Raw genomic sequence first — 23,195 nt, 5'->3', positions numbered from 1 at the left:
GAATTTTATCAGGTGGAATATTTCATAACGGGTAGTTTTTAAAAACGTGATTAAGTGATCATTGCTGCTTTACTATAATTGTATTGTTACGTAATTCAAAAGCCACGCCCTGCGCAGATTCCAGCAGGTTCAATACTTCCGTTACACTGCTGCTGCGTGGCAGCACGCCGGTAAACTCAATATCCGGTTTACGGCCTTCATACACGACATCTACATTATACCAGCGTTTTATTTCCTCCATAGCTTCATCAATGCCGGTATTATCAAACAGGAACAAGCCTTCTTTCCAGGCCATCACCGCTTCCGTATTGGCAGGCCTTACTTTTATAACAGCGCTGTGAGGGCGTATGCTGGCCTGCTGCCCGGGTGTAAGCGCCTGTACAAGGCTGCCACGTTTTACCTGCACAGCGCCTTCCAGCAGGGTGGCTTCAAAGCCGGTAGCATCTGCATAATCCTTTACATTAAAGTGGGTACCCAGCACAGCTACCTCGTTTTCGCCGGTCTTTACATAAAACGGTAAACGGTTATGGCTTTGGGTATATACCTTGGCTACTTCAAAATAAGCCTCTCCTCTCAGGGTTATCCGCCGCCCGGCGCTGTCAAATGCCGTGGGAAAGGTAAGGGACGATCCTGCATTCAGCCATACCCGAGTGCCATCCGGCAGGGTAAGCTGGTATTGGCCGCCGGCAGGTGTGGTAATGGTATTCAGGCTGCCCAGGGCTGTAGCGCTTGCCTGCGCGGGTTCATAGATCAGCTGACCATCTTTTGTTTTTTTTACGGCTGTACTGCCCTGCATAGCCAACACTCCATTGGAGGCCTGGTTCAGCTCAATGGTAGACCCATCTGCCAGCTGCAGCAGCGCTTTATTATTCCCTGGTGTGGCGGGTTGCTTAGCTAAAGAAGGTGCGGGCGTAATGGCCTGCCTGCCGGCATATTGATAATATAGCGCACCGCTGGCCAGCAGACACAGGATCACCGCGGCAGCAGCATATTGCCAGCTGCGGACACGTTTTATTTTAACAGGGGCCGGCTGTACCGACTGCATTAAACGCGTCAGCATTTTTTCTTCCAGCTCCTGCCGCACAACAGTATCATCCAGCTCAAAGCTGTTGTAAAAGCGCGCCAGCAGCTGCTCTTCCTCCGCAGTGGCCTGCCCTTTCAGGTATTTATCTACCAGCCGTAAGAAATCCTCCTTAGTCAAAATGGGATGTTTTGCATAAGGAGAGTATTAAAAGCGGTGAATCCCCTATGCGCGGCAAAAATATTTTTTATGAATGCAGTAACCAGGCCAGCAGCTCCAGGGTTAATACCTGCCCCAGTGAAAGGCGTAACAGGCTAAGAGCTTTGGTAAGCTGGTTTTCAACAGTTTTGGTGGAGATGTTCAGCTGGGCGGCAATCTGTTTGTGGCTCAGATGCTCTTCCCGGCTGAGCTTATACACGGCCTTACACCGCTCGGGTAAGCTTTCCACGATGGTGTGGATCTGGGTGTACAGCTCTTTATATTCGAGATGCGGGTAATCAGGCCCTGCCTGCATACGTTCAAAAATATGATCAAAAATATCTTCCCGTACCTTGCCTGTTTTAATATGCCGGTACACCTCATACCGCACAGAGGAGTACAGGTAAGATACCAGCGTGGCTTTGATCTCAATGCGCTCCCGGTTTTGCCACAGCTTTAAAAATATTTCCTGGATAATATCTTCGCAGGTCTGCTCGTCTCTTAAAACAGCGTGGGCTGATACATACAGGCGCTGCCAATACTTCCTGTAAATGCAGGCTAATGCGGCAGTTTGTCCCTTCTTAACTTGGGCCAACCATTCATGATCTTCAAGATGGTTATACACGTGGAAACAGGCGTTTAGTAAAACGAATATATAGCTGATATTCCAATTTGTCAATAATAATATAAGCACCTGCTTATCTACACATCCGGTTTCTTATTCACCTGCTCCCGGAAAGTTTTAGGCGTTTGCTGGCTGCGCGCCTTAAATACCGTTGAAAAATATGCGGGCGATGAAAAGCCGCAGGCATAGGCAATTTCTGAAACGGACTGCTGGGAATTTACCAGCAGATATTTAGCCTTTTTAACACGGGTATCCAATATATAATCATTCACATTACAGTTCAGCAGCTGCTTCACCTTGCGGTATAGCTGCATTTTGGAAATGGATAGCTGCTGGCAAATATCATCCACCCCAAATTGGTCATTGCCCAGGTTATTTTCAACAATAGCCGTGAAATCATTTACAAACTTGCGATCCGGCTTATTGGACTGAGGCGTATGCACCCGGGTTTCCGGCTCCGCAATGTAATGGTCTTTGAGCAGCGCACGGTTATTCAATATGCTGCTGATACTTTCTGCCAGGTATTGCAGGTTAAAGGGTTTGCTGATGTAGGCATCTGCATTGTGCTGCATGCCTTTTATACGCTGCTCCTCACTGCTGTTGGCGCTGAGCAGTATAACCGGTATGTGCGAGGTGCGGATGTCTTTTTTCAGGGTTTCCAGCACCTGTATACCATCCATCTCCGGCATCATAATATCGCAGAGGATCAGGTCGGGAATGTGCTGAAAGGCCAGCTGCAAACCCTCTGCACCATTAACTGCATGAAAAACTTCGTATAGCCCGCCCAGGTAGCTGGCCAGGAAGCTGTTCAGGTCCGGGTGGTCTTCAATGATCAATATGGAATGCAGGTGTTCGCCGGTATTAGTGGTGGCCGGCTGCTGCTCTTCCGGTTCTTCCAGGTAATTGAACAGGGAATGGTTCAGCACATTCATGCTTTCAGCTTCCTGCTGGATCTCTTCCGGTTCAAAAGGCGCGCTGCTGGCGGGCAGCGTAAGGGTAAAAGTAGTGCCGGTGCCCTTAGCGCTTTTTAAGCTGATAGTGCCATGGTGCAGGGAAATGATCTCCCGGCTCAGCGCCAGCCCTATGCCCGTGCCTTTGTGCGCGGTTTCCCGGCTTTGGTAAAACAGCTCAAAGGCATGCGCCAGCGTGGCTTCGTCCATACCGGCGCCATTATCCTCAATGCGGATGATCACCTCGCCGGCCTGCTCGGGTTTTTCCAGGTATATATGCACCTTACCGTAATCGCTGGTGAATTTAAAAGCATTGGAAAGCAGGTTGTAGAGCACACGGTCGAACAGATGCTGGTCAAACCAGGCTTTAATGCCCGGCTGCCGGTTAATAAGGCGGAAGTCAATATGTTTTTTTACAGCAATGCTTTTATAGGCTTCCATAATATCCATCATAAAAACCTGCAGGTCCTGCTCTGCTACTTTTAGCTGCAGCTTACCGCTTTCAATACGGCGGAATTCCAGCAGCTGGTTCACCAGCCGCATCAGCCGTATCACGTTGCGGTGCATCAGCTCCAGCTGGTGCTTTTGTGTGGCGGAGAATTGCCGCCCGCCCATCAGGCTTTCCAGCGGCGCCTGTATCAGCGTTAGCGGCGTGCGGAACTCATGGGATACATTCGTGAAAAAAGCAAACTTCGCTTCTGTTGCTTCCTGCGCTTTGGCCGTCATTTCCACCAGGCGGTCGCGCTGCTGCAGTATTTCATCCCGCTGCTGTTTCAGCTGATGGTTAATGCGCCGGTTGGTGCGCAGTATAAAGAACAGCACAATGCCCAGTAAAAAAGCAATGCACAGGGTAGTGGCCACAATGCGCAGCAGGTGCTGCTGGTCCTGGTACAGGGAGCGCTGCTCCTGTAACAGCGATTGCTGTTTTTCTATTTCCTGGTGCTGCGCCTGGATCTTATCTATCTGTAAGCGCATCAGCTTTACGTTGCTGCTGTCTATCAGCACCGTTTGCAGTAAAGTGCTGCGGGGTACTTTTTTGCCGGCTAAAATATCGGCTGCCATGCTAATGGCTTCCTTACCGCCGCTGGGGTACAGCAGCGATGCGCTTAAGATTCTGCGGGATACCAGGTCTATACCGGCATCGGGGTAGGGCGATGCATCCACGCCAATGAACCGGGTGCGGGTCAATCCCTTTGCCCGGCAATAACGGTACATGCCATACGCCATTACATCGTTCTGGGCAAACACCACATCGGCCTGCCGCAGGGCGGAATCATGCTGTGCGGCGGCAGCCTGTGTTTTATCCGCCACCCAGCTGCCTTCCAGCGTGGCTATCAGGTGCAGGCCGGGATAGCGTACCAGCGCATCGTGAAAACCCTGGTGCCTTTCTATGGTGGGGGAGGATCCTCTTAACCCGGTTACTTCTATAATACGGCCTTTGCCGCCCAGCTGGCCGGCAATATATTCCGCCGCCAGCTTACCTATATTATAATTATCGCCGCCAATATAAGCGGTAAAGGAATCGGTGGCTGCCTTACGGTCCAGGATGATCACCGGTATACCTTTTTTATATACCTCGGCAATTACCGGCGCCAGGGGAGTAGCTTCATTGGGGGATACCAGCAGGATATCCATTTTTTGGGCCAGCAGCTCCCGGATCTGCTGTACCTGCCGTTTGCTGTCGCTTTCCGCATCCTTATATAACAGCTGCATTTCCGGATGGTAGAAAAGTTCCCTTTTCATTTCCGTCAGCATGTTACGGCGCCAGTCGTCATTACCGGTACATTGGGAAAACCCGATGCAGTATTTCGGCGCCGTTTCCTGCCGGCAGCTAATGCTGCATAACAGCCCCCATAAACAGCAAAAAAACAGGAATGTTCTTAACATGACATATAACGTGGCGGGTAATCTAATGATGGCAACCTGGTGCTAATTTCTAAAAACAATGATACAAAATTGAAATACTACCCCAGATAATATTTTTATAAGCATTTATAATTAGCTGGTTATTAACAATAAATACAGAATTCATTCCCGTTACAATTTCAAAAGCATTGGAAGCTATCCTGTAATGCCGCCGCCTGGGAAAAGGGCTAGGTTTGAAGCATTAACAGGATCTGCGTTATGAAACCGGACAAGGCTGATTTCTTCTTCCACGGGAAAAAAGCATGTAAGGTTCCCATCCTGCCTTAAAATAAAACAACCAAAAGGATGAATAGCAACATTGTTTTTTTCTGGGCCTTTGTAGTAGCACTGGGCGGTTTTTTATTCGGATTTGATACGGCGGTAATTTCCGGAGCGGAGCAGGATATTCAGCAATATTGGCATTTATCGGAAATGCAGCACGGCTTCACCGTATCCATAGCCTTAATAGGTACGGTGCTGGGCGCCCTGGGTGGCAGCATCCCTTCTGATAAGCTGGGCCGCCGGGCTACCTTATTACTGGTAGCCATTGTATACCTGGTTTCTGCGGTAGGTACGGCCATGGCCACTAACTGGTACCTGTTCCTGTTATGCCGTTTTGTAGGCGGGCTGGGAGTAGGCGCATCCTCCGTAACAGCGCCGGTATATATTTCAGAAGTATCGCCCGCGCAGTACCGTGGCCGCATGGTAGCGCTGTTCCAGTTCAACGTGGTATTTGGCATCCTGGTATCTTATTTATCCAATTACCTCATTGGCGGGCAGGGCGGGGAAAATGCCTGGCGGCTGATGCTGGGCATACAGGCTTTTCCCGCAGCATTATTCCTGTTGTTACTGCGCTGGGTACCGGAAAGCCCGCGCTGGCTATTGCTGCAGGGTAAAGAGGAAGCTGCGGCCGTGAAAACCCTGCAGATCATTAACCCTGCCGGTTATGAGCAGGATATGGTTACCATCCGGCAATCGCAGCAGGTGGTGGCAGGTGCGCCCAAAGAAAAGCTGTTCTCCGGCAAATACCGTACGCCCATTATGCTGGCCGTATTATTTGCCATGTTTAACCAGGTATCCGGGATCAACGCCATAATATATTATGCGCCCCGCATTTTTGAAATGTCAGGCTTAGGCGCCGGGTCTTCCTTATTATCAACAGTGGGTATCGGAATCGTGAATTTCATTTTCACGTTAACCGCTATACGTTTTATTGACCGCATAGGCCGCAGGCAGCTTATGCTTATTGGCACTGTGGGGTTGATTGCCACCCTGGGCCTGGTAGCTATTTCCTTTTACCGGCATACCGGCGGCATCGCAGTGGTGTCCTACCTGCTCATCTACATTGCCTTTTTTGCCTTTTCACAGGGCGCCGTTATCTGGGTGTTTATTTCAGAGATCTTCCCGAACCAGGTACGCGCCAAAGGACAAACCATTGGCAGCTTTACGCACTGGATCATGGCAGCGGTGATCGCTTTCACTTTTCCTTACCTGGCCAGCCATATCGGCGGCGGGCACATTTTCCTTTTCTTCTGTTTGATGATGGTGCTGCAGTTATTATTTGTATGGAAATGGATGCCGGAAACCAAAGGCCAAACCCTGGAGCAGATAGAAGTAAGCATGGTAGTGCATTAACGGAACTTTTAAAACTAAAATCTTATGATAAAGCACAATATCGTTTGCCTTGGAGAAATACTGTGGGATGTGTTGCCGGATAAAGAGCTACCTGGTGGTGCGCCGCTGAACGTGGCTTATCACCTGCAAAAACTCTCGCAGCAGGTGGCCATGGTATCCCGCATTGGGAATGATGATCATGGCAAACGCCTGCTGCAGCTCATGGAAAAAATGCAGCTCACCACTGCATATGTACAGCAGGATAATACTTATGCCACCGGCAAGGTAAATGCCTGGATGGATGCGCAGAACGATATGCAGTATGATATCCTGTACCCCGTGGCCTGGGATCATATCAGCTGGAATGCGCGGCTGGAAAGCCTGTTGCAGCAGCCACACCTGCAATATGTAGTATTCGGCAGCCTGATGGCCCGGCATGCAGCCTCCCGGGAAACACTGGGTAAAGCGTTGCAAACAAAAGCGCAAAAAGTGCTGGACATTAACCTGCGCGCACCCTGGTACACACCCGAAACGCTGGAATGGCTGCTGCAGCACTGCCAGCTGCTGAAGCTGAATGTAGCGGAGCTGCAGCTGATCAGCGCCTGGTACGGCAGCTATGACAATAACGAAGCACGCATACAGGCACTGGCTGCCCGCTTTAATATAGATACCATTATCGTAACGCTGGGCAGCAAAGGCTGTATGGGATATATACAGCAGCAGTTCTACTACCAGGAGGTGCAGCCGGTAACCGTAGCAGATACCATTGGCAGCGGTGATGCTTTCCTGGCGGGCTTTCTCAGCTGCCAGCTCAATAACTGCACACCGGCTTACAGCCTGGCCTATGCCAATGCACTGGGAGCGCTGGTAGCATCGCGGCCAGGCGGCTGCCCGGCATATGATCCGGCGGAAATAACCACGTCACTTAAAATCCCGCAATACAGCTTATAACGATCGTCAGGGACAATCAAGCAAAACCACCTGTTCACAATCCAAATTCCCATTATGAAAAAGTTGTTATACTTAACATCGTTGCTGTTATGCAGCCTTTGGGGCCTCGCACAACAGCGCACTATTACCGGTACGGTTACCGGCAAGCAGGGAGGCATGCCCTTACCCGGTGTAACCGTGCAGGCAGGCAACCGCAATACCATCACCAATGCCAACGGTAACTTTACCATACAGGCTGCGCCGGATGAAGTGCTAAGCTTCTCCTACATCGGCATGAAGCCTGTTTCGCAAAAAGCAGGAGAAGGCAGCACTGCACTGTCTATTCAAATGGAAGAAAATGCCACGGACCTTAACCAGGTAATTGTAACCGGCTATCAAACCCAGAAAAAGGCAGACCTTACCGGCGCAGTATCCGTAGTGGATGTAAAAGAGATCAAGGATATTCCGTTGGGCAATCCTGTAAAAGCATTACAGGGCCGCGTTCCCGGTGTATTCATTACCACCAGCGGCGATCCTAACAGCAGCGCCACCGTACGTATACGCGGTATAGGCACCCTGGGTAATAACGATCCGCTGTATGTAATAGATGGTATCCCCACCAAAAGAGGGCTGCAGGAGCTGAACCAGAGCGACATTGAATCCATACAGGTATTGAAAGATGCATCAGCCGCTACCATCTACGGATCACGTGCAGCCAACGGCGTTATTATTGTTACTACAAAAAGAGCCAAAAAAGGTTACAGCCGCATTAATGTGGATGCTTCCTCCTCTTTACAGTATTACAGCACAAAACTAAAAACGCTGAATACAGATGGCCGTGGCCGCGCCTACTGGCAGGCAGCGGTGAATGATCATGTAGATCCCAACAACAACCAGATCTACCAGTACGACTGGAACGGCGATTACAATAACCCGGTGCTGAATAAAATAAACCTGCCGGAGTTTATTGATGCCGCTAAAACCATGCACCCGGCAGATACTTACTGGTATGACCAGATAGCGCAAACCTCCCTGTTGCAGACCTACAACATATCTGTTGCCAACGGCAGCGAAAGGGGCAACTCCTTTTTCTCCGTAGGCATGTACAACAATAAAGGCATTGTAAAAGCTACCAACCAGCAAAAGATCACGGCCCGCTTTAATACAGATTACTCTTTTTTCAATGGCCGTTTAAAGATAGGAGAGAACCTGTCAGCCACCTATATTAAAGATGCGCTGGTACCGGCTACGGACATACTTTTCGCTGCATTGGTACAACAGCCGGTAGTGCCCGTACATACGGTGGATGGCGGCTGGGGTGGCCCTGCACCCGGCATGACGGACCGCCAGAATCCCGTACGCCTGATCGAAGATAACCGGCAGAACAAAAGCAACTTTTACCGCATTTTCGGCAATGCTTACGCCGACCTGGAAATTATTCCCAACCTGCATTTTAAAAGCAGCTATGGTATAGATTATAATGGTACCTACCAGCGTACCCTGCGCAAAGCTTATACCTCCGGTTTCCTGTCAGATAAAACAAATTTTTCCCAAACCTCGCAGGACTACAACGGTAACTGGGTATGGCAAAATACCCTTACCTACGATGTAACGCTACAAAAACACCACCTGGATTTCCTGCTGGGCGAAGAGCAGATCAAATACATGGCGCAGAACTTTTATGCCAGCCGGCAGGGCTATGCGCTGGAAAATATCGACTATTCCTACCTGAACGCAGGCTCCACCAACAAGGATAACGGCGGCACCGGCAGCGGGTATACGTTGTTATCCTACTTTGGTAAGGTTAACTATTCTTATGATAACAGGTACCTGGCATCTGTTACGCTCCGCCGCGATGGCTCATCCCGTTTTGGGAAAGAGAACCGCTTTGGCATGTTCCCCGCCGTATCACTGGGCTGGCGCGTGAGCGAAGAAAATTTCATCAAAAATAATGTGGCCTTTATCTCAGACCTGAAGCTGCGTTACGGCTGGGGTAAAACCGGTAACCAGGAAATTGCCAACAATGCCACCAACACCTTATACTCCGCTATTTACGGCATAGATCCTACCTGGGATTTTGACAGCGGCAGCGCGTATGATCTTGGCGGCACAGGCTCCGGGCAATTGCCATCCGGCTATACTTTGATACAGCAGGGCAATCCCGCGCTGAAATGGGAAAGCACGGTACAGTCAAATTTTGGGCTGGACTTCGGTTTGTTCGATAACCGCCTCAGTGGTTCTGTGGATTATTTTATTAAGAAAACATCCGACATTCTCATTAGCCCGGCTTACCTGGCAGTAATAGGGGAGGGCGGCACCAAGTTCGTGAACGGCGCCTCTATGCAGAACAAGGGCCTGGAAGTATTACTTTCTTACAGCGGCAACATTGCACCGGGGCTGGCTTTAACCGTTACCGGTAACATCGCTACCTATCGCAATAAAATTACAAAGCTGCCGGCAGAAGTGCTTACCTCTTACCCAGGCAACGGGCAGGATAAAACCATCCTGGGGCGTTCTGTTAACTCCACCTTTGGTTATGTAGCAGATGGCCTGTTCCGTTCACAGAAAGAGGTGGATGATTATTCAGACCAGATAGGCAAAGGCCTGGGCCGCATCCGCTATAAAGACCTGAACAACGATGGCGTGGTGGATGATAAGGACCGCAACTACATTGGCAAAGGCGATCCTGATTTTACCTATGGTTTGAATGTGTCTTTAGAGTACAAACATTTTGACCTTACCTTTTTCCTGCAGGGGATCCAGGGCGTGCAGGTGTATAACACTTTTAAAACTTACACGGACTTTGCCTCCATATGGCCCGGTACTAACTGGGGCGCACGTACGCTGGATGCCTGGACTCCCCAGCATGCAGATGCTTCCATACCTGCTTTAACGCTGGTAGACCGTAATAACGAGAACCGCACCTCCACGTATTTCCTGGAATCAGGTTCTTACCTGAAGCTCCGGAACCTGCAGGTAGGTTATAGCTTCCAGCATTTTTTCAGCAAGCGTTTACAAACGGCCAGGGTATATGTGCAGGGCAGTAATTTGTTCACCATAAAGAGCAAAACTTTCACTGCTACTGATCCTGAAAACCCGAACAATGCCTACCCCATTCCGGTAATTGGCACCGTGGGTTTAAACCTGTCCTTTTAAACTATTAAACACAGCAACATGAAGTACCTTCAATATATAATTATAGGCAGCTGCCTGCTGTTGGGCGCCTGCAGCAAGTTCCTGGATCAAACGCCGCAGGCGGTAATTTCCGGTGATGACCTGAATACGCCGGAGAACCTGGAAAAAATGGTGGTGGCCGCTTATGCCGGTTTGGGTAACGACCACTATACCGCACCTTATTCCAGCATGTGGCCTTATGGCAACATTCGCAGTGGCGATGCGTATAAAGGCGGCGATGGTGCCGGTGACATCAGCGACTATCATTTCTACGAAACTTTTTCCCTGAACCGGGTTGACAATGGTTCCTCTGACCTGTTATGGTTCCGTTTATACGTGTGCATAGGCCGGGCCAATGATGCGCTGGGCCGCCTGAATACCGCCACAGACGATGCCTTTCCCAATAAAACCATCCGCCAGGCAGAAATGAAATTCCTGCGCGGCCACTTCTACTTTTTACTGAAAATACTTTTCAAGCATGTGCCTTATATAGATGAAACCATGCCTAAGGCAAGCTATGATACCATCTCCAACCGCGTATATACCGACCAGGAGCTATGGGGTAAGATCATAGAAGACTTCACTTTTGCAGCCGCCAACTTACCCGCAACACAGCCTGAAACTGGCCGCCCCAATAAGTTTGCTGCCAAGGCATACCTGGCTAAAACCCTGTTGTATGCAGCCTATAAGCAGGATGAAAGTAATAATGTTACCGGCATTGATGCCGCTATGTTACAGCAGGTAAATGCGCTTTGCGATGAAGTGATGGCATCCGGTAAATACCAGCTGGCAGCAGATTTTGCCAATAACTTTTTATCAAAGAATGAGAACGGTCCTGAATCTGTTTTTGCCATTCAATATTCCAAAGATGATGGTACACCCAAAGGCCGCCTGGATTATGGCCATGCGCTGGACTATCCCATGAACCAGGATTTTGGCTGCTGCGGTTTTCACTCCCCCAGCTACAACCTGGTGAATGCTTTTAAAACAGATAACTTTGGTTTACCTATGTTCAATACATTCAACAACGTGAACATCACCAAGGAAAGTGATTTCCAGACCCTCACCTTTGATCCGCGTTTAGACCATACCGTAGCCATACCGGGGCATCCTTATAAATACGATCCTGCTTTTATTTACCAGCGTTCTTGGGCACGCGCACCGGAAGTGTATGGCAGCTACCTAAGTTTAAAGGAAGCCGTATTGCCGGATGATCCTGCCTTTCAGAAGGTGCCGCCTTTTATGTCCAGCTCCAAGAACTGGGAAGTGATCCGTTATGCTGATGTATTGTTGTTTAAAGCAGAAGCATTGATAGAGCTGGGCCGGCAAAATGAAGCTTTGCCTTTAATTAACAGCATACGGCAAAGGGCCGGCGCCAGCACCAGCCTGTTAAAACAATCGAACGGCAGCTTTACCTCCAATTACAAAATGGGCATTTACCAGCCAGGCATTAACTGCACCTGGACGCAGGATTTTGCCCGCCAGGCCATGCGCTGGGAGCGGCGTTTGGAGTTTGCCATGGAAGGCTACCGCTTTTTCGACCTGGTCCGCTGGGGCATTGCAGCAGAATATCTAAACACCTATTTTACCACCGAAAAAACCCGTAGCGCCCACCTCAACGACGCGCTCTTCAAAAAAGGCCGCGACGAATATTTGCCCATACCGCTGAACCAGATTAACTTCAGCAAAGGCTTATACAAACAAAACACCGGCTGGTAAGCCACCACGATATACCGCAAAGTATGTGTTAAAGCATATCAGAAATATATCGTAAAGTAGGCCAGAAGATATGTCAAAAAGCACGTTGAAAAATAAGTCAAAAACATATCAGAAAGTATGTCAAAAACATATCAGAAAGCAGATAAAAAAAACAAAAACATCATAAAACACTGTGCAGCTCAAGGCCCCAAAGCCCGGCACCACAGTAGCAAAAAAACTTAATCAGGGAACTACACCGCAACCGGGCGGTAACCGGTTGCGGGCCCCTTTTTGGTTCCTTTTTGGGGAAGCAAAAAGGAACAAAAAAAAGGAACAAAAAAAGAAATAATGAAAAAACTCTTTTCAATCTCACTCCTCGCAGCAGCGCTCCTACCAGCGATGCTGCACGCCCAGGACGCCACCACTCCTACGCCTCAATGGCGCCCGGTATACCACTTCACCCCAGCCAAAAACTGGACCAACGATCCCAATGGATTGATCTACCTGGACGGCGTATACCACCTGTATTACCAGCACAATCCCTTTGAAAATAAATGGGGCCATATGAGCTGGGGTCATGCCACCAGCAAAGATCTGCTGCACTGGAAACACCTGCCGGTGGCTATTCCTGAAATGGAAAGCAAGGATACCACCACCTGGATCTTTTCCGGTTCTGCCGTGTTGGACAAACATAACAGCAGCGGTTTTGGTAAGAATGGCAAAGCGCCCATTGTAGCTATCTATACCGCAGATCAGCCTAAACAGCAAAAGGAATCACAGTTCATTGCCTATAGTAATGACGGTGGGCTAACCTACACGCAATATGCCGGTAACCCGGTGGTGGATATTAATAAAAAAGATTTCCGCGACCCCAGCGTGATCTGGCTGGAAGACCAGCATAAATGGTTGATGACCGTAGCCGTACCGGCGGAGCATAAGGTACAGTTTTACAGTTCTGCTAACCTCAAGAATTGGGAGCTGCTGAGCGAGTTTGGCGGCCAGGGCGATACGCGCAAGATTTGGGAATGCCCTTCTTTAACGCCGCTGTACGTAGATGGTGATCCTTCAAAAAAGAAATGGCTGCTCATGGTATCATCCGGTAACCCGGATGCTGCTACTGGTATGCAATACTTCATTGGTGATTTTGATGGCAAAACATTTACCAATAACAATCCTGCGGAAAGCAAGCTGTTCGTGGATTATGGCAAAACCTTTTACGCCGCTATCCCCTACAACCACCTGCCGGAGGGCCGGCAGACTATGGTAGGCTGGCTCATGCCTTTTGAAACGGCCACCTTTCCCTGGCGGGGGCAAATGTCTATTCCCCGGGACTTGCTGTTAAAAACCACGCCTGCGGGTATACGTTTATTTCAGCAGCCATCAGCGGTGCTGAATGCTTCGCTGGATAAATTACCGGCAGCTAAAAAACTGGTAAAAAAGAATGTTACTATCAATAACCAGGAGCTGCCTTTAAATACAGCCAACAACTTTAACACCAACACGAACTGGATAGAGGCGGAGTTTACCCCTGCCACTGCAACAGATTTTGGTCTGAAGGTAGCACAGCAAACCGGCGGTACGGAAACCGTGCTGGGTTATAACACCCAAAGCCATGAGCTGTACCTGGCAAATATGAAAGAAGGCAAAGTTACCGGCGATGTGCAGAAGTTACAGGTACAACCTGTGAACAATAAAATAAAATTGCAGGTGCTGTTTGATAAGTCTTCGCTGGAAGTATTTGTGAATGATGGGGAGCAGGTGCTTACTACCTTGTTATTCCCAGCGCCCGGCGCTACTGGTTTTGCAGCTTTTGCAAAAGAGGGGAGTGTAGAGCTGAATGAGCTGAAGGTATGGAATCTGGATAAGTAGGAAAAGAAGATATAATAGTACGAGGGTGTCTCAATTACTTTTGAGACACCCTCTTCGCATTTTTTTGTGCCCGGTAATGGCAGATCCTCGAACCGGGACTGTTTCAGGTATTTAGTTAACTACCGGGAAATTTCCTCCATCGATAACGAGATTCGCGCCGGTGATATAGGAGGCAGCGGGTGAAACAAGGAAGTAGATCAGCTCAGCTGTTTCTTCCGGAGCGGCCATTCTTCCCAACGGTACGCCGCCAACTCTTTCGAAAAGCTTTTCAGTCATTTCCTCTACAGTAATACCTGCCTGTTTTGCATAATCCTCCAAAAATGTGGTCATAGCCTCTGTTTTATTTAAACCGGGCGATACGGTTACTACTCTTATGCCCTTACCGGCTACTTCTGTAGCCAATGCTTTACTATAGGTGTTCAATGCTGATTTGGCGGCACTATAAGCCATGGTGGACTCCCAGATGGGGAACTGACTGCTGGTAGTGGATATGTGGATGATCACACCGCTTTTTTGCTCCAGCATTTTGGGTAGTAATGCCCTGTCCAGGCGAACAGAAGAAAGGAGGTTCACCTCCAGGGCCTGGATCCAGTGTTCGTCAGTTAAGGTACTAAATCCTCCACCAGGATATGTGTTTGCTCCCATGTTATTGATCAGAATGTCTATATGCCCGAATTGCGCATGAATGATGCTGGCTACTTTGCTCACCTCTTCGGCCCGTGATAAGTCTGCAGCAATGAAGGTATCTGTAGCATGCTGTTCATCCGGCTGGTTTCGGGCCGTGACAATAACCGTTGCACCTGCTTGCTCCAATCTTTTAACAATAGCTTTACCAATTCCCTTTGTTCCCCCTGTCACCAGGGCTATTTTACCTTGTAATACCCCGTTAGTTGTTTGTTTACTTTCCATGCTGGATGTTTTTAATTACGTGATGTTCGTTTACCGAAAAAATAGATTTACTTTAGTTTCATAAAGTAACTAAAACTGTTGCTTGTGATTATTCTCACAACACTAATTGGCAGTAACGTTTATGTAACTAAAAGCCGAAAAGTGGTAACATTCATGTAACCAATGAAGAAGTTCAAGGCACATACATCCACCTGCCCGATTGTTCACACGATGACCTATATTGGTGGAAAGTGGAAACCCATTATCCTGGGAAGGCTGGTAAATGGAGCTGTCCGGTTTGGAAAGCTGGCGGTACAAATACCGGATATATCACGTAAGATCTTAGCCGAACAGCTGAAGGAGTTAGAGGAGGATGGATTGATCATCCGGCATAGTTATAACGAGAAGCCGCCACGTGTTGAATATGAGCTAAGCGGGATCGGTCAAACAGTTATCCCTGTTTTGATGGCTATGACGGAGTTAGGGAGTGAAATGCACGAAGCTATAACCAAACATAAGCGCAGTGTTACACGTGCTCATTGATAAATGTTTACGGAAGCCGGCGTCACGGCTTCTTCGCAAAAAATATCCCCGTTAAAGCCACCAGCATACCGGCCATTTCCCCGAATGACAGCCGCTCGTGAAACAGTACATAGGCATACACCGCCGCAATCAGCGGCTGCGTGAGCACCACCACTGAAGCCACCGCTACCGGCAGCTTACCCATGCAATAACTCAGCAACCCCTGCCCAAGGATCTGGGAAAGCACCGCTAAACAGATCAGCGGATACAGGTCCGTAAACGTCTGTGGTACATAAAAACCCTCCCGCCAAACCATCGCCCCAAACAATACCGGCAGAGATCCGAACGCGCTTATAAACATAATGGTCAGCGCATCCACCTTATCCCGTATAGTATACACCGTTAGCAGGAACAGCGCATAAAAAACAGAAGTGGCAAACGCCAGCAGATCGCCTTTGTAATTGCTGAACGTGGGATTTATTTTACCTGACACCAGCAAAAAGATCCCCGCTAAAGTAATGGCCACACCCAAAAAGAACCGGGGCTGCAAACGCTCTTTAAAAACAAAATACGCCACCGGTATCATGGTAAAAGGCACTAAATTGGCAAACAGGTTGGCATTAGCTACAGAGGTCAGGTGAAAGGAGATGTTCCAGAGTATGAGGTCCAGCGCCAGGAATACCCCTGCTATAATAATAGTGGCCATCGTTTTTACATCCAATTGCCGTAATTTACTTTTAACAAACGGGTACAGGAGAAAAACGGAGAACAATACCCGGTAAAAGCCGGTATGAATAGGAGGTAAGGTACTGAGCCTGACAAAAATCCCGCCGCTGGCTAAAAAGCAGATGGCTAAAATAGCCAGCAGGAAAGAACGGTTAGCCGTGTTCACAGCCGTGAGTGTTTTCATGGTACAAAGTAAATACCGGCAGGGCGGAAGGCCGCTTTCGATTCAAAAGAATATCTTCGCCAAACTTACAAACCGAAAGAATTTATATGCAGCTCGATGAATTACATAAAGCCATATTGAATGAACTGCAGCAGAACGCACGTATCAGCAACGCGGAGCTGGGCCGCCGTATAGGCCTTACCGCGCCTGCTGTGGGCGAAAGAATAAAACGGATGGAAGAAGCAGGCATCATCAAAGGTTTTGGTACCCATATTGATTTCCGGAGTTTGCAATACACAGAAAAAGCATTGATAGGCGTAAAGCTGCCGCACGCCCACACAGATACATTTTTAAAAGCAACAGAAAAAATAGCGGGTATAACAGATATAGTGCGGGTAACCGGGGAGTATTGCTTCTTTGTAAGTGTAACGGTAAGCACAAGGGCAGAGCTGGATGTGATCCTGGATCAATTTGGAGCGTACGGGGAAACGGTCACGTATGGCGTATTATCGGAACCGGTGGAAGGAAAGGCGATAATGTTATAACCTAATGGCACGAAATTCGAAATACTGATCCACATAAATCCCATCACTCATCATCATGAAAATAGCTACCTATAACGTTAATGGTGTCAATGGCCGCTTACCTGTTCTGCTGCGCTGGTTAAAAGAAACCGCGCCCGATGTGGCCTGTTTGCAGGAGCTGAAAGCGCCCCCGGAAAAATTCCCGGAGCAGGCTATTACAGACGCTGGTTATGAAGCCATCTGGCACGGACAAAAAAGCTGGAACGGTGTAGCCATCCTCTCAAAAATAGGAAAGCCCCAGGAGCTGCGGCGGGCGCTGCCCGGCGATCCGGACGATGTAAATAGCCGTTATATAGAAGCCACTGTCAACGGCATCTTAATAGGCTGTTTGTACTTACCTAACGGCAACCCTGCGCCAGGCCCGAAGTTCGACTATAAGCTGAGCTGGTTCAAACGCCTGCATGCACATGCAAAGGACCTGCTGGCGCAGGATATACCGGTAGTATTGGTAGGCGATTATAATGTAATGCCTACTGAGCTGGATGTGTATAAGCCTGAAAGCTGGGTAAATGATGCCCTGTTCCTGCCGGAAGTGCGTGATGCATTTAAAAACCTGGTAGCGCAGGGCTGGACCGATGCTATACGCACCCTGCATCCCGGTGAAAAGATCTACACCTTCTGGGATTATTTCCGCCAGGCCTATACCCGTAATGCCGGTTTGCGTATTGATCATTTCCTGCTAAGCCCGCACCTGGAAAAGCGCCTGAAGGCCGCCGGTGTTGATAAGGAGGTACGCGGCTGGGAAAAATCAAGCGATCATGCGCCGGTGTGGATCCAGCTGGATAAGTGATCACCAGGGGCTTTCATCCCCGTCACCATCCATATCATTGCTGAAGTATTTCCCGGTAGGGCCGTCCGCATCGATCGATGCATATTTAACAATGATCTTTGCAGCGTCCTCCACGCTGCCAGGGCCGCGGTGATTATTAAAATCAGTACCCGTATGCCCTGGGTCCACTGCATTTACTTTGAAGGCAGTATCGCGCAGCTCATAAGCCAGGGCAACGGTATACGCGTTCAGCGCCGTTTTGGAAGGACCATAAGCCGCGCCTTTTATCTCATAATATTTCCAGCTGGGGTCACTGTGTAAGGTAAGCGATCCCAACCCGGATGTTACATTTACGATACGCGGGGCAGGGGATTTTTTCAGCAGGTCAAGGAAAACCTGTGTAACGTTAATGGCGCCAAAAAAGTTGGTGTCAAAAACTTCGCGGATGGTGGCTACCTCCGTTGTAGAAGGTGTTTGCGGAAAGCCGCCGCTAATACCGGCGTTATTGATCAGCAGGTCCAGTGAAGCGGTTTGTTTTCCCACCTGCTCCCGGGCCGCTTTTACTGATGCCGGATCAGCTACGTTTAGCTGAATAAGTGTGAGCTGGTCAAAGCCTTCGGCTTTCAGCCGGGCCACGGCCTGCTCTCCATTTTTAAGATCCCTGCTGCCCAGGAAAATAAAATAACCCTGTGCAGCTAATTGTCTGGCAGTTTCAAAACCAATGCTTTTGTTTGCGCCTGTTATAAGTGCTGTTTTCATCTGTTAATATTTGATTTTTTTATGGGTCAGATCGAACCTCGCATTAACATGCCCCTGTGTGAGAAAATGTCTCATGCTCGGTTTCATATGTCTTATTTACAAGGCAAAGTTATTCCTGCCGGTAATGGCAAAACTGCACTTCAAATGGTTTCAATGGTAAATTTCACGGATGGCGCTCCGGTACTGCAACGGAGTTTGCTGGGTAAGCCTTTTAAAGAATTTATTGAAGTAAGACGCCTCTTCAAACCCCAGCTTAAAGGCAATCTCTTTAATAGACTGATCGGTATGGTACAGCAGCCGTTTGGCTTCCAGTATTAAACGTTCATGAATATGTACAATAGCAGGTTTGCCGCTTTGCTCCTTTACCACTTCACTTAAATGCCCGGCAGAAATGTTCATTAGTTGCGCATAGGCGGCTACTTCATGCAGGCGGATATAAGAGTCTTCTATATGTGAAAGATATTTCTTCAGCAGCAGCCGCTCCGGGAACTGGTTTACCTCGCTGAACTGCTCCATATACAGGCGGCTTAAATAGATCAGCAGCACTTTGGTATAGCTGAGCAGCATAGTATGCTGCCAGTCGTGTTTGGCGTGGTATTCAGCATGGATCTTTTCCAGTATATCCTCTACAAAAGCCAGGTCCTGCTCATTCAGGTTCAGCTCATGGCCGTTATAAGGGTTCTGGATAATAGGCAGATTTTTAAGGAAGTCGTTTTCATCCATAGCCAGGAAATCCCGGGTAAAGCTGAGCGTAATACCTGTGAGGGCCGCAGTTTCCTCCTTCAAATGTACCTGGTAAGGCACCGTAAAGTAAAAGGTATTATCCTTTAAGGTATAAGGGGTCATGTCTATCCAGTGCCGGCTGCTGCCCTTTTTTACAAAAGCAAAAAAGTAATAGTCTTTCCGGTGTGGCACCAGGAAGTCGGAACGCCGGTAATGCAGTACACTGTCGTTTTTATTGATACGGAAAAACTTGTTCCCCGTAGCGCTATCCGGCTCCAAAGCATATTTTGGAATAGTAGTTTCTGCAGTGTAGATCATACCTGAAAATTAAACCATTTCAGCGAACCTTTCCTGATCCCGTTATAAACCGCCTGCTCGATAAGATGAAATGGTACTGTCCAAATCCATCCCCCAAATTGTCTAAATGGTACATCCTTGAAGTAATATTTAGACAGTAGTTTTGTTGCATAAACATTAAAACTATGGCAGACATCAGGCATAACGTAGTGATCAAAGCTACACCCGAAAAAATTTACGAAGCAGTTACCACACAGGAAGGTCTTGAAGCATGGTGGTGTAAGCAAACAACCGCCAAACCGGAACCGGGGTTTGTGAATATCTTCATCTTCGGACAATACTATAACGAAATGAAGGTAACTGACCTTATCCCCAACAAAAGGACCGCATGGGAATGCATCAATTCAATTGAGGAATGGATTGGTACCAGCATCTCTTTCGACCTGGAAGAAAAGAACGGGAAAACATTGTTACGGTTTACTCATGGAAACTGGAAAGCAGCTACAGACACATTTGCTGCCTGTAATTATGACTGGGCTTTATTTTTGAAAAGCTTAAAATCTTATTGCGAAACCGGAACAGGACAACCTGCTTAATCATCATCAATTACACAAAAAACAATAACAATGCAAAACACAAAAACACTAACAACACAGGAAGTTGCAGCGCGGTTCCATGAACTGGCGCAGCAGGAAAAATGGTTTGAGATCCAGGATGAGTTTTTCACGGAAAATGTTACCAGCACAGATCCTGCAGACTCTCCATACTTTGGGTATGCAGAAGGTAAGGCAGACGTTCGCAAAAAAGGTGAAGACTTTGTGAAACAGATCGAAGCAGTTCATAGCGCTTCTACAACCGCACCGGTTGTGGGCGGCAATCATTTTGCCGTTGGAAGGGAAATGGATATTACCGTACAGGGATATGGCAGGATACAGATTAACGAGATCATGCTCTATGAAGTGAAAGATGGCCAGATCATATCAGAGCAGTTCTTTTATTAACCCCTCTATGCCGCATACCGGTAACAAACTGCATTAATATTCATCCCGGCGCCAACGGACGCAAACAATACTACATCTCCTGTATTTAACGTATGGTGGTCTAACTGGCCCTTGCGCACCAGGTCATATAAGGTGGGAATGGTGGCTACGGAACTATTGCCCAGCCATTGAATACACATAGGCATAATGTATTCCGGAACCTGTTCTATGGCATACAGCCCATAAAAAGCCTTTACAATAGCCTCGTCCATTTTTTCATTGGCCTGGTGGATGAATATTTTCTTCAACCCGCTGATCGGTACACCGCTTTTGTCCAGGCAGTCCTTCATGGCTTCCGGCACATGCCGCAGCGCATACTCATATACTTTGCGGCCTTTCATTTTAATATAACGGGTATGGCTATCCGCATCCGGGAAGTAGGAGTGGCCAAAATTAATATACTCCAGTTCCTCAAAACAGTCCGACCGGCTGCTGGCAGACAGTATGCCGGCGCCGGCATTGCCTGTTTCCTGGAGTTCAAGAACGCAGGCGCCCGCCCCGTCGGAAAAGATCATGCTGTCGCGGTCGTACCGGTCTATTAACCGGGAAAGGGTTTCCGTACCAATTACCAGGCACTTTTTTGCTGCGCCGGCCCGGAGGTAAATGTCGGCCTGTATTACCCCCTGCAGCCAGCCCGGGCAGCCGAATAAAAGATCATAAGCAATACAGTTAGGGTTGCGGATGCCAAGATTATGTTTTATCCTGGATGCTAACGAAGGAACCGCATCCGTTTGCGATGTACCACTGTTAATATCACCATAGTTATGCGCTACAATGATCTGGTCAAGTGATTCCGGTTCAATACCGCTTTCTTCAATAGCCAGCCGGCCGGCATGGGTAGCCATGTCAGAGGCATTAATGCCATCCGCCGCATAACGGCGTTCGTTGATACCCGTTATCTGCTGGAACTTTCTGATGATCTGTGGTGATGGCTGTTCGATCAGCTCATGTTTATCCGTATAAAAACTTTCTGATTCAAATTCTTCATTCTTTTTCATAACAGACGGGATATAGGCGCCTGTGCCGGTAATAATGGAGCGTTGCATAGATTGTACTGTTCAGGTTAGCTGATTAATAGCCATCATATTGTTCCCCAACAAATGAGCTGCCAAAGAAAGCTATTACATGCTTAGGCTTATGATCTTATCTCCACGTAGATTAAATGCCGCAATTAAGGTATGTGAAAAGAGGAATATAAGTGTTGCAAATATAGGCATCTTATAGCAATGCACAACTTGCTGTATTTCAATTTCTAACTTTAACAAAATATTTTCAATATATTTCATATATTCGTGCCTGATTCTTTTGATAACAACCTACAACACTTGGATTTACTTTTAACTGTTACGGTAACGATCATCGTCTCACCTTAGGGCCGTCAGGGACATGCTATTTACAATAGCAATTTCTTTCGAAGACTAATGTCTCAGGGGCCGGCTTTCACACTTCAGCATCCATCCGGAAAATTTGTTTAACGATCCAGAAAGCCGTCAAGGATTAAAATTTATTAAAACTATTCCATATATGTCATTTATAGAAAATGTACTAGAGACGCCTGATTATGGCTGGAAAGACAACCAGGGATCTTTTTACAAACCCACTCCCAAACAAATTTTTTCCCAATTCTTTAGCAGGCTCAATATTTTTGCCTCTGCCAAGAACTGGATGCCATTTTTTTCCTGGTTATGTACCCTGTCGCTGGCGCCCTTCCTGTTCATTTTCATTGCCATGGAAATAAATGATTTTAATCCATGGTACCTGGCCGCAGCATTTGTATATGGAATGGTATTCATGGGCACGCATGGCACCATCTGGTACCACCGTTATTGTACGCACCAGGCCTACACTTTCCGGAATAAGTTCTGGCGGTTTATAACAGCCAACCTGGTGATTAAGATGATACCGGAGGAGCTGTATGTAGTGTCGCATCATGTACACCATTCATTATCTGATAAGCCCGGTGATCCGTACAATGCAGAAGGCGGCTTTTTATATTGCTTCCTGGCCGATGTGAATCACCAGCCCATTGCCAAGAACCTGAGTGAGGAGGATTACGCCCGCGCAGCAAAAATGCTGGAGCATACAGGTGTAAAGGCCAATTCTTACCAGCAGTATTTAAAATGGGGCTCTGTTGCCTCACCGCTGAAAACGGTGATTGCTACGGTTGCCAGCTGGATCTTCTGGTTCACGGTGTTTTACCTGATCGGCGGCTTTTACCTGGTAGCAGCCTTATTTGCCGGCGCTTTTGTATGGGCAGTAGGCGTAAGGACTTTTAACTATGAAGGCCATGGTAAAGGAGAGAACAAGCAGGTAGTAGGTACTGATTTTAATGAAGACGATAAATCCATTAACCAGTGGTGGCCCGGTATTGTGGCAGGTGAGTGGCATAATAACCATCATCTGTACCCCGCCAGTGCCCGCTCCGGTTTCTTACCCGGTCAAATAGACTTTGCGTGGTATTATATAAGAACTTTAAAATTCATCGGCGCAGTATCTTCCTGCCGGGATGCTAAAAAACAGTTCATAGAAAAATACAGGGCGCCATACCTGCTGGAAAAAAGCCAGCAGAATAATGCGCAGGCTAAATTCGAAATTTAGGCAGGTTTCTTTGAACCGTCTGATACATTTTTTTATTAATTTTGCCGCTCTTATCAAAACAATACCTTAATGTGAGATTCACTTTCTTTCAATAAATAAACAGCGCCGGCCGCTATGGCCCTGGTGATTATTTACTTTTTAA

At 47.9% G+C, this 23,195-nt stretch carries 19 protein-coding genes; 11 read left to right on the top strand and 8 right to left on the bottom strand.

The window, feature by feature from the left end; all coding sequences use genetic code 11:
• Nucleotides 1-58: 58 nt before the first annotated feature.
• The 3 genes from BMZ54_RS21715 to BMZ54_RS21705 all read right to left on the bottom strand — a co-directional run bounded on the left by BMZ54_RS21715 (nucleotide 59) and on the right by BMZ54_RS21705 (nucleotide 4,681).
• Complete coding sequence (locus BMZ54_RS21715; protein WP_089917303.1) at nucleotides 59-1,201, bottom strand: FecR family protein; 1,143 nt, start codon at nucleotides 1,199-1,201, stop codon at nucleotides 59-61.
• A gap of 67 nt (nucleotides 1,202-1,268) precedes the next feature.
• The gene (locus tag BMZ54_RS21710) at nucleotides 1,269-1,844 is read right to left on the bottom strand and encodes an RNA polymerase sigma-70 factor (protein WP_162277639.1); all 576 of its coding nucleotides are present in this window, start codon (nucleotides 1,842-1,844) and stop codon (nucleotides 1,269-1,271) included.
• Nucleotides 1,845-1,921: 77 nt separating this feature from the next.
• On the bottom strand, nucleotides 1,922-4,681 hold the full coding sequence (locus BMZ54_RS21705; RefSeq protein WP_089917299.1) for a hybrid sensor histidine kinase/response regulator transcription factor: 2,760 nt from the start codon (nucleotides 4,679-4,681) through the stop codon (nucleotides 1,922-1,924).
• A gap of 324 nt (nucleotides 4,682-5,005) precedes the next feature.
• Here BMZ54_RS21705 and BMZ54_RS21700 point away from each other — a divergent pair, with 324 nt between their 5' ends.
• From BMZ54_RS21700 to BMZ54_RS21680, 5 genes are all read left to right on the top strand, one after another.
• Nucleotides 5,006-6,334, top strand: coding sequence for a sugar porter family MFS transporter (locus tag BMZ54_RS21700; RefSeq protein WP_089917296.1), 1,329 nt, complete (start codon nucleotides 5,006-5,008; stop codon nucleotides 6,332-6,334).
• A 24-nt stretch (nucleotides 6,335-6,358) separates the two neighbouring features.
• Nucleotides 6,359-7,264 carry a carbohydrate kinase family protein gene (locus BMZ54_RS21695; RefSeq protein WP_089917294.1) on the top strand — a complete coding sequence of 302 codons (906 nt, stop codon included), beginning with the start codon at nucleotides 6,359-6,361 and terminating at the stop codon, nucleotides 7,262-7,264.
• A 54-nt stretch (nucleotides 7,265-7,318) separates the two neighbouring features.
• A complete protein-coding gene (locus BMZ54_RS21690) occupies nucleotides 7,319-10,399 on the top strand; it encodes a SusC/RagA family TonB-linked outer membrane protein (RefSeq protein ID WP_089917292.1) in 3,081 nt (1,026 codons plus the stop codon).
• Between the two features lie 18 nt (nucleotides 10,400-10,417).
• A complete protein-coding gene (locus tag BMZ54_RS21685; protein ID WP_089917290.1) occupies nucleotides 10,418-12,136 on the top strand; it encodes a RagB/SusD family nutrient uptake outer membrane protein in 1,719 nt (572 codons plus the stop codon).
• 327 nt (nucleotides 12,137-12,463) lie between these two features.
• Nucleotides 12,464-13,984, top strand: coding sequence for a glycoside hydrolase family 32 protein (locus BMZ54_RS21680; protein WP_089917288.1), 1,521 nt, complete (start codon nucleotides 12,464-12,466; stop codon nucleotides 13,982-13,984).
• Between the two features lie 111 nt (nucleotides 13,985-14,095).
• Here BMZ54_RS21680 and BMZ54_RS21675 read toward each other — a convergent pair whose 3' ends face one another.
• Nucleotides 14,096-14,893 carry an SDR family oxidoreductase gene (locus BMZ54_RS21675; RefSeq protein ID WP_089917286.1) on the bottom strand — a complete coding sequence of 266 codons (798 nt, stop codon included), beginning with the start codon at nucleotides 14,891-14,893 and terminating at the stop codon, nucleotides 14,096-14,098.
• A gap of 162 nt (nucleotides 14,894-15,055) precedes the next feature.
• Between BMZ54_RS21675 and BMZ54_RS21670 the strand changes: the two genes are divergently transcribed.
• Complete coding sequence (locus BMZ54_RS21670; protein ID WP_089917284.1) at nucleotides 15,056-15,415, top strand: winged helix-turn-helix transcriptional regulator; 360 nt, start codon at nucleotides 15,056-15,058, stop codon at nucleotides 15,413-15,415.
• Nucleotides 15,416-15,437: 22 nt separating this feature from the next.
• On the opposite strand, the gene BMZ54_RS21665 is transcribed toward BMZ54_RS21670, so the two are convergent.
• Nucleotides 15,438-16,304 carry a DMT family transporter gene (locus BMZ54_RS21665; protein WP_089917282.1) on the bottom strand — a complete coding sequence of 289 codons (867 nt, stop codon included), beginning with the start codon at nucleotides 16,302-16,304 and terminating at the stop codon, nucleotides 15,438-15,440.
• Nucleotides 16,305-16,390: 86 nt separating this feature from the next.
• Between BMZ54_RS21665 and BMZ54_RS21660 the strand changes: the two genes are divergently transcribed.
• Both BMZ54_RS21660 and xth read left to right on the top strand, forming a co-directional pair.
• Nucleotides 16,391-16,828 (top strand): Lrp/AsnC family transcriptional regulator, encoded by a 438-nt coding sequence (locus BMZ54_RS21660; protein ID WP_089917278.1) that lies wholly within the window; start codon nucleotides 16,391-16,393, stop codon nucleotides 16,826-16,828.
• Between the two features lie 55 nt (nucleotides 16,829-16,883).
• Nucleotides 16,884-17,657, top strand: a complete 774-nt coding sequence (gene xth, locus BMZ54_RS21655) for an exodeoxyribonuclease III (protein ID WP_089917276.1) — start codon at nucleotides 16,884-16,886, stop codon at nucleotides 17,655-17,657.
• On the opposite strand, the gene BMZ54_RS21650 is transcribed toward xth, so the two are convergent.
• Together BMZ54_RS21650 and BMZ54_RS21645 are read right to left on the bottom strand one after the other, a co-directional pair.
• On the bottom strand, nucleotides 17,658-18,395 hold the full coding sequence (locus BMZ54_RS21650; RefSeq protein WP_089917274.1) for an SDR family oxidoreductase: 738 nt from the start codon (nucleotides 18,393-18,395) through the stop codon (nucleotides 17,658-17,660).
• Between the two features lie 150 nt (nucleotides 18,396-18,545).
• Nucleotides 18,546-19,436: an AraC family transcriptional regulator gene (locus BMZ54_RS21645; RefSeq protein ID WP_089917272.1), complete on the bottom strand. Its 891-nt coding sequence runs from the start codon at nucleotides 19,434-19,436 to the stop codon at nucleotides 18,546-18,548.
• A 164-nt stretch (nucleotides 19,437-19,600) separates the two neighbouring features.
• Here BMZ54_RS21645 and BMZ54_RS21635 point away from each other — a divergent pair, with 164 nt between their 5' ends.
• A complete protein-coding gene (locus BMZ54_RS21635; RefSeq protein WP_089917267.1) occupies nucleotides 19,601-20,011 on the top strand; it encodes an SRPBCC family protein in 411 nt (136 codons plus the stop codon).
• A gap of 30 nt (nucleotides 20,012-20,041) precedes the next feature.
• Nucleotides 20,042-20,416: a nuclear transport factor 2 family protein gene (locus BMZ54_RS21630; RefSeq protein WP_089917265.1), complete on the top strand. Its 375-nt coding sequence runs from the start codon at nucleotides 20,042-20,044 to the stop codon at nucleotides 20,414-20,416.
• A gap of 5 nt (nucleotides 20,417-20,421) precedes the next feature.
• Here the strand turns inward: BMZ54_RS21630 and BMZ54_RS21625 are convergent, their stop codons facing one another.
• Nucleotides 20,422-21,501, bottom strand: a complete 1,080-nt coding sequence (locus BMZ54_RS21625) for a 3-oxoacyl-ACP synthase III family protein (protein ID WP_089917262.1) — start codon at nucleotides 21,499-21,501, stop codon at nucleotides 20,422-20,424.
• Between the two features lie 478 nt (nucleotides 21,502-21,979).
• Between BMZ54_RS21625 and BMZ54_RS21620 the strand changes: the two genes are divergently transcribed.
• The gene (locus tag BMZ54_RS21620) at nucleotides 21,980-23,053 is read left to right on the top strand and encodes a fatty acid desaturase (protein WP_089917258.1); all 1,074 of its coding nucleotides are present in this window, start codon (nucleotides 21,980-21,982) and stop codon (nucleotides 23,051-23,053) included.
• Nucleotides 23,054-23,195: the final 142 nt, after the last annotated feature.

Origin of the sequence: Chitinophaga rupis (assembly GCF_900109685.1) — a bacterium.
GTDB classification, from domain to species: Bacteria; Bacteroidota; Bacteroidia; order Chitinophagales; family Chitinophagaceae; genus Chitinophaga; species Chitinophaga rupis.
The sequence above is the reverse complement of the archived record's forward strand: the minus strand, read 5'-3'. Positions and strand labels throughout refer to the sequence as shown.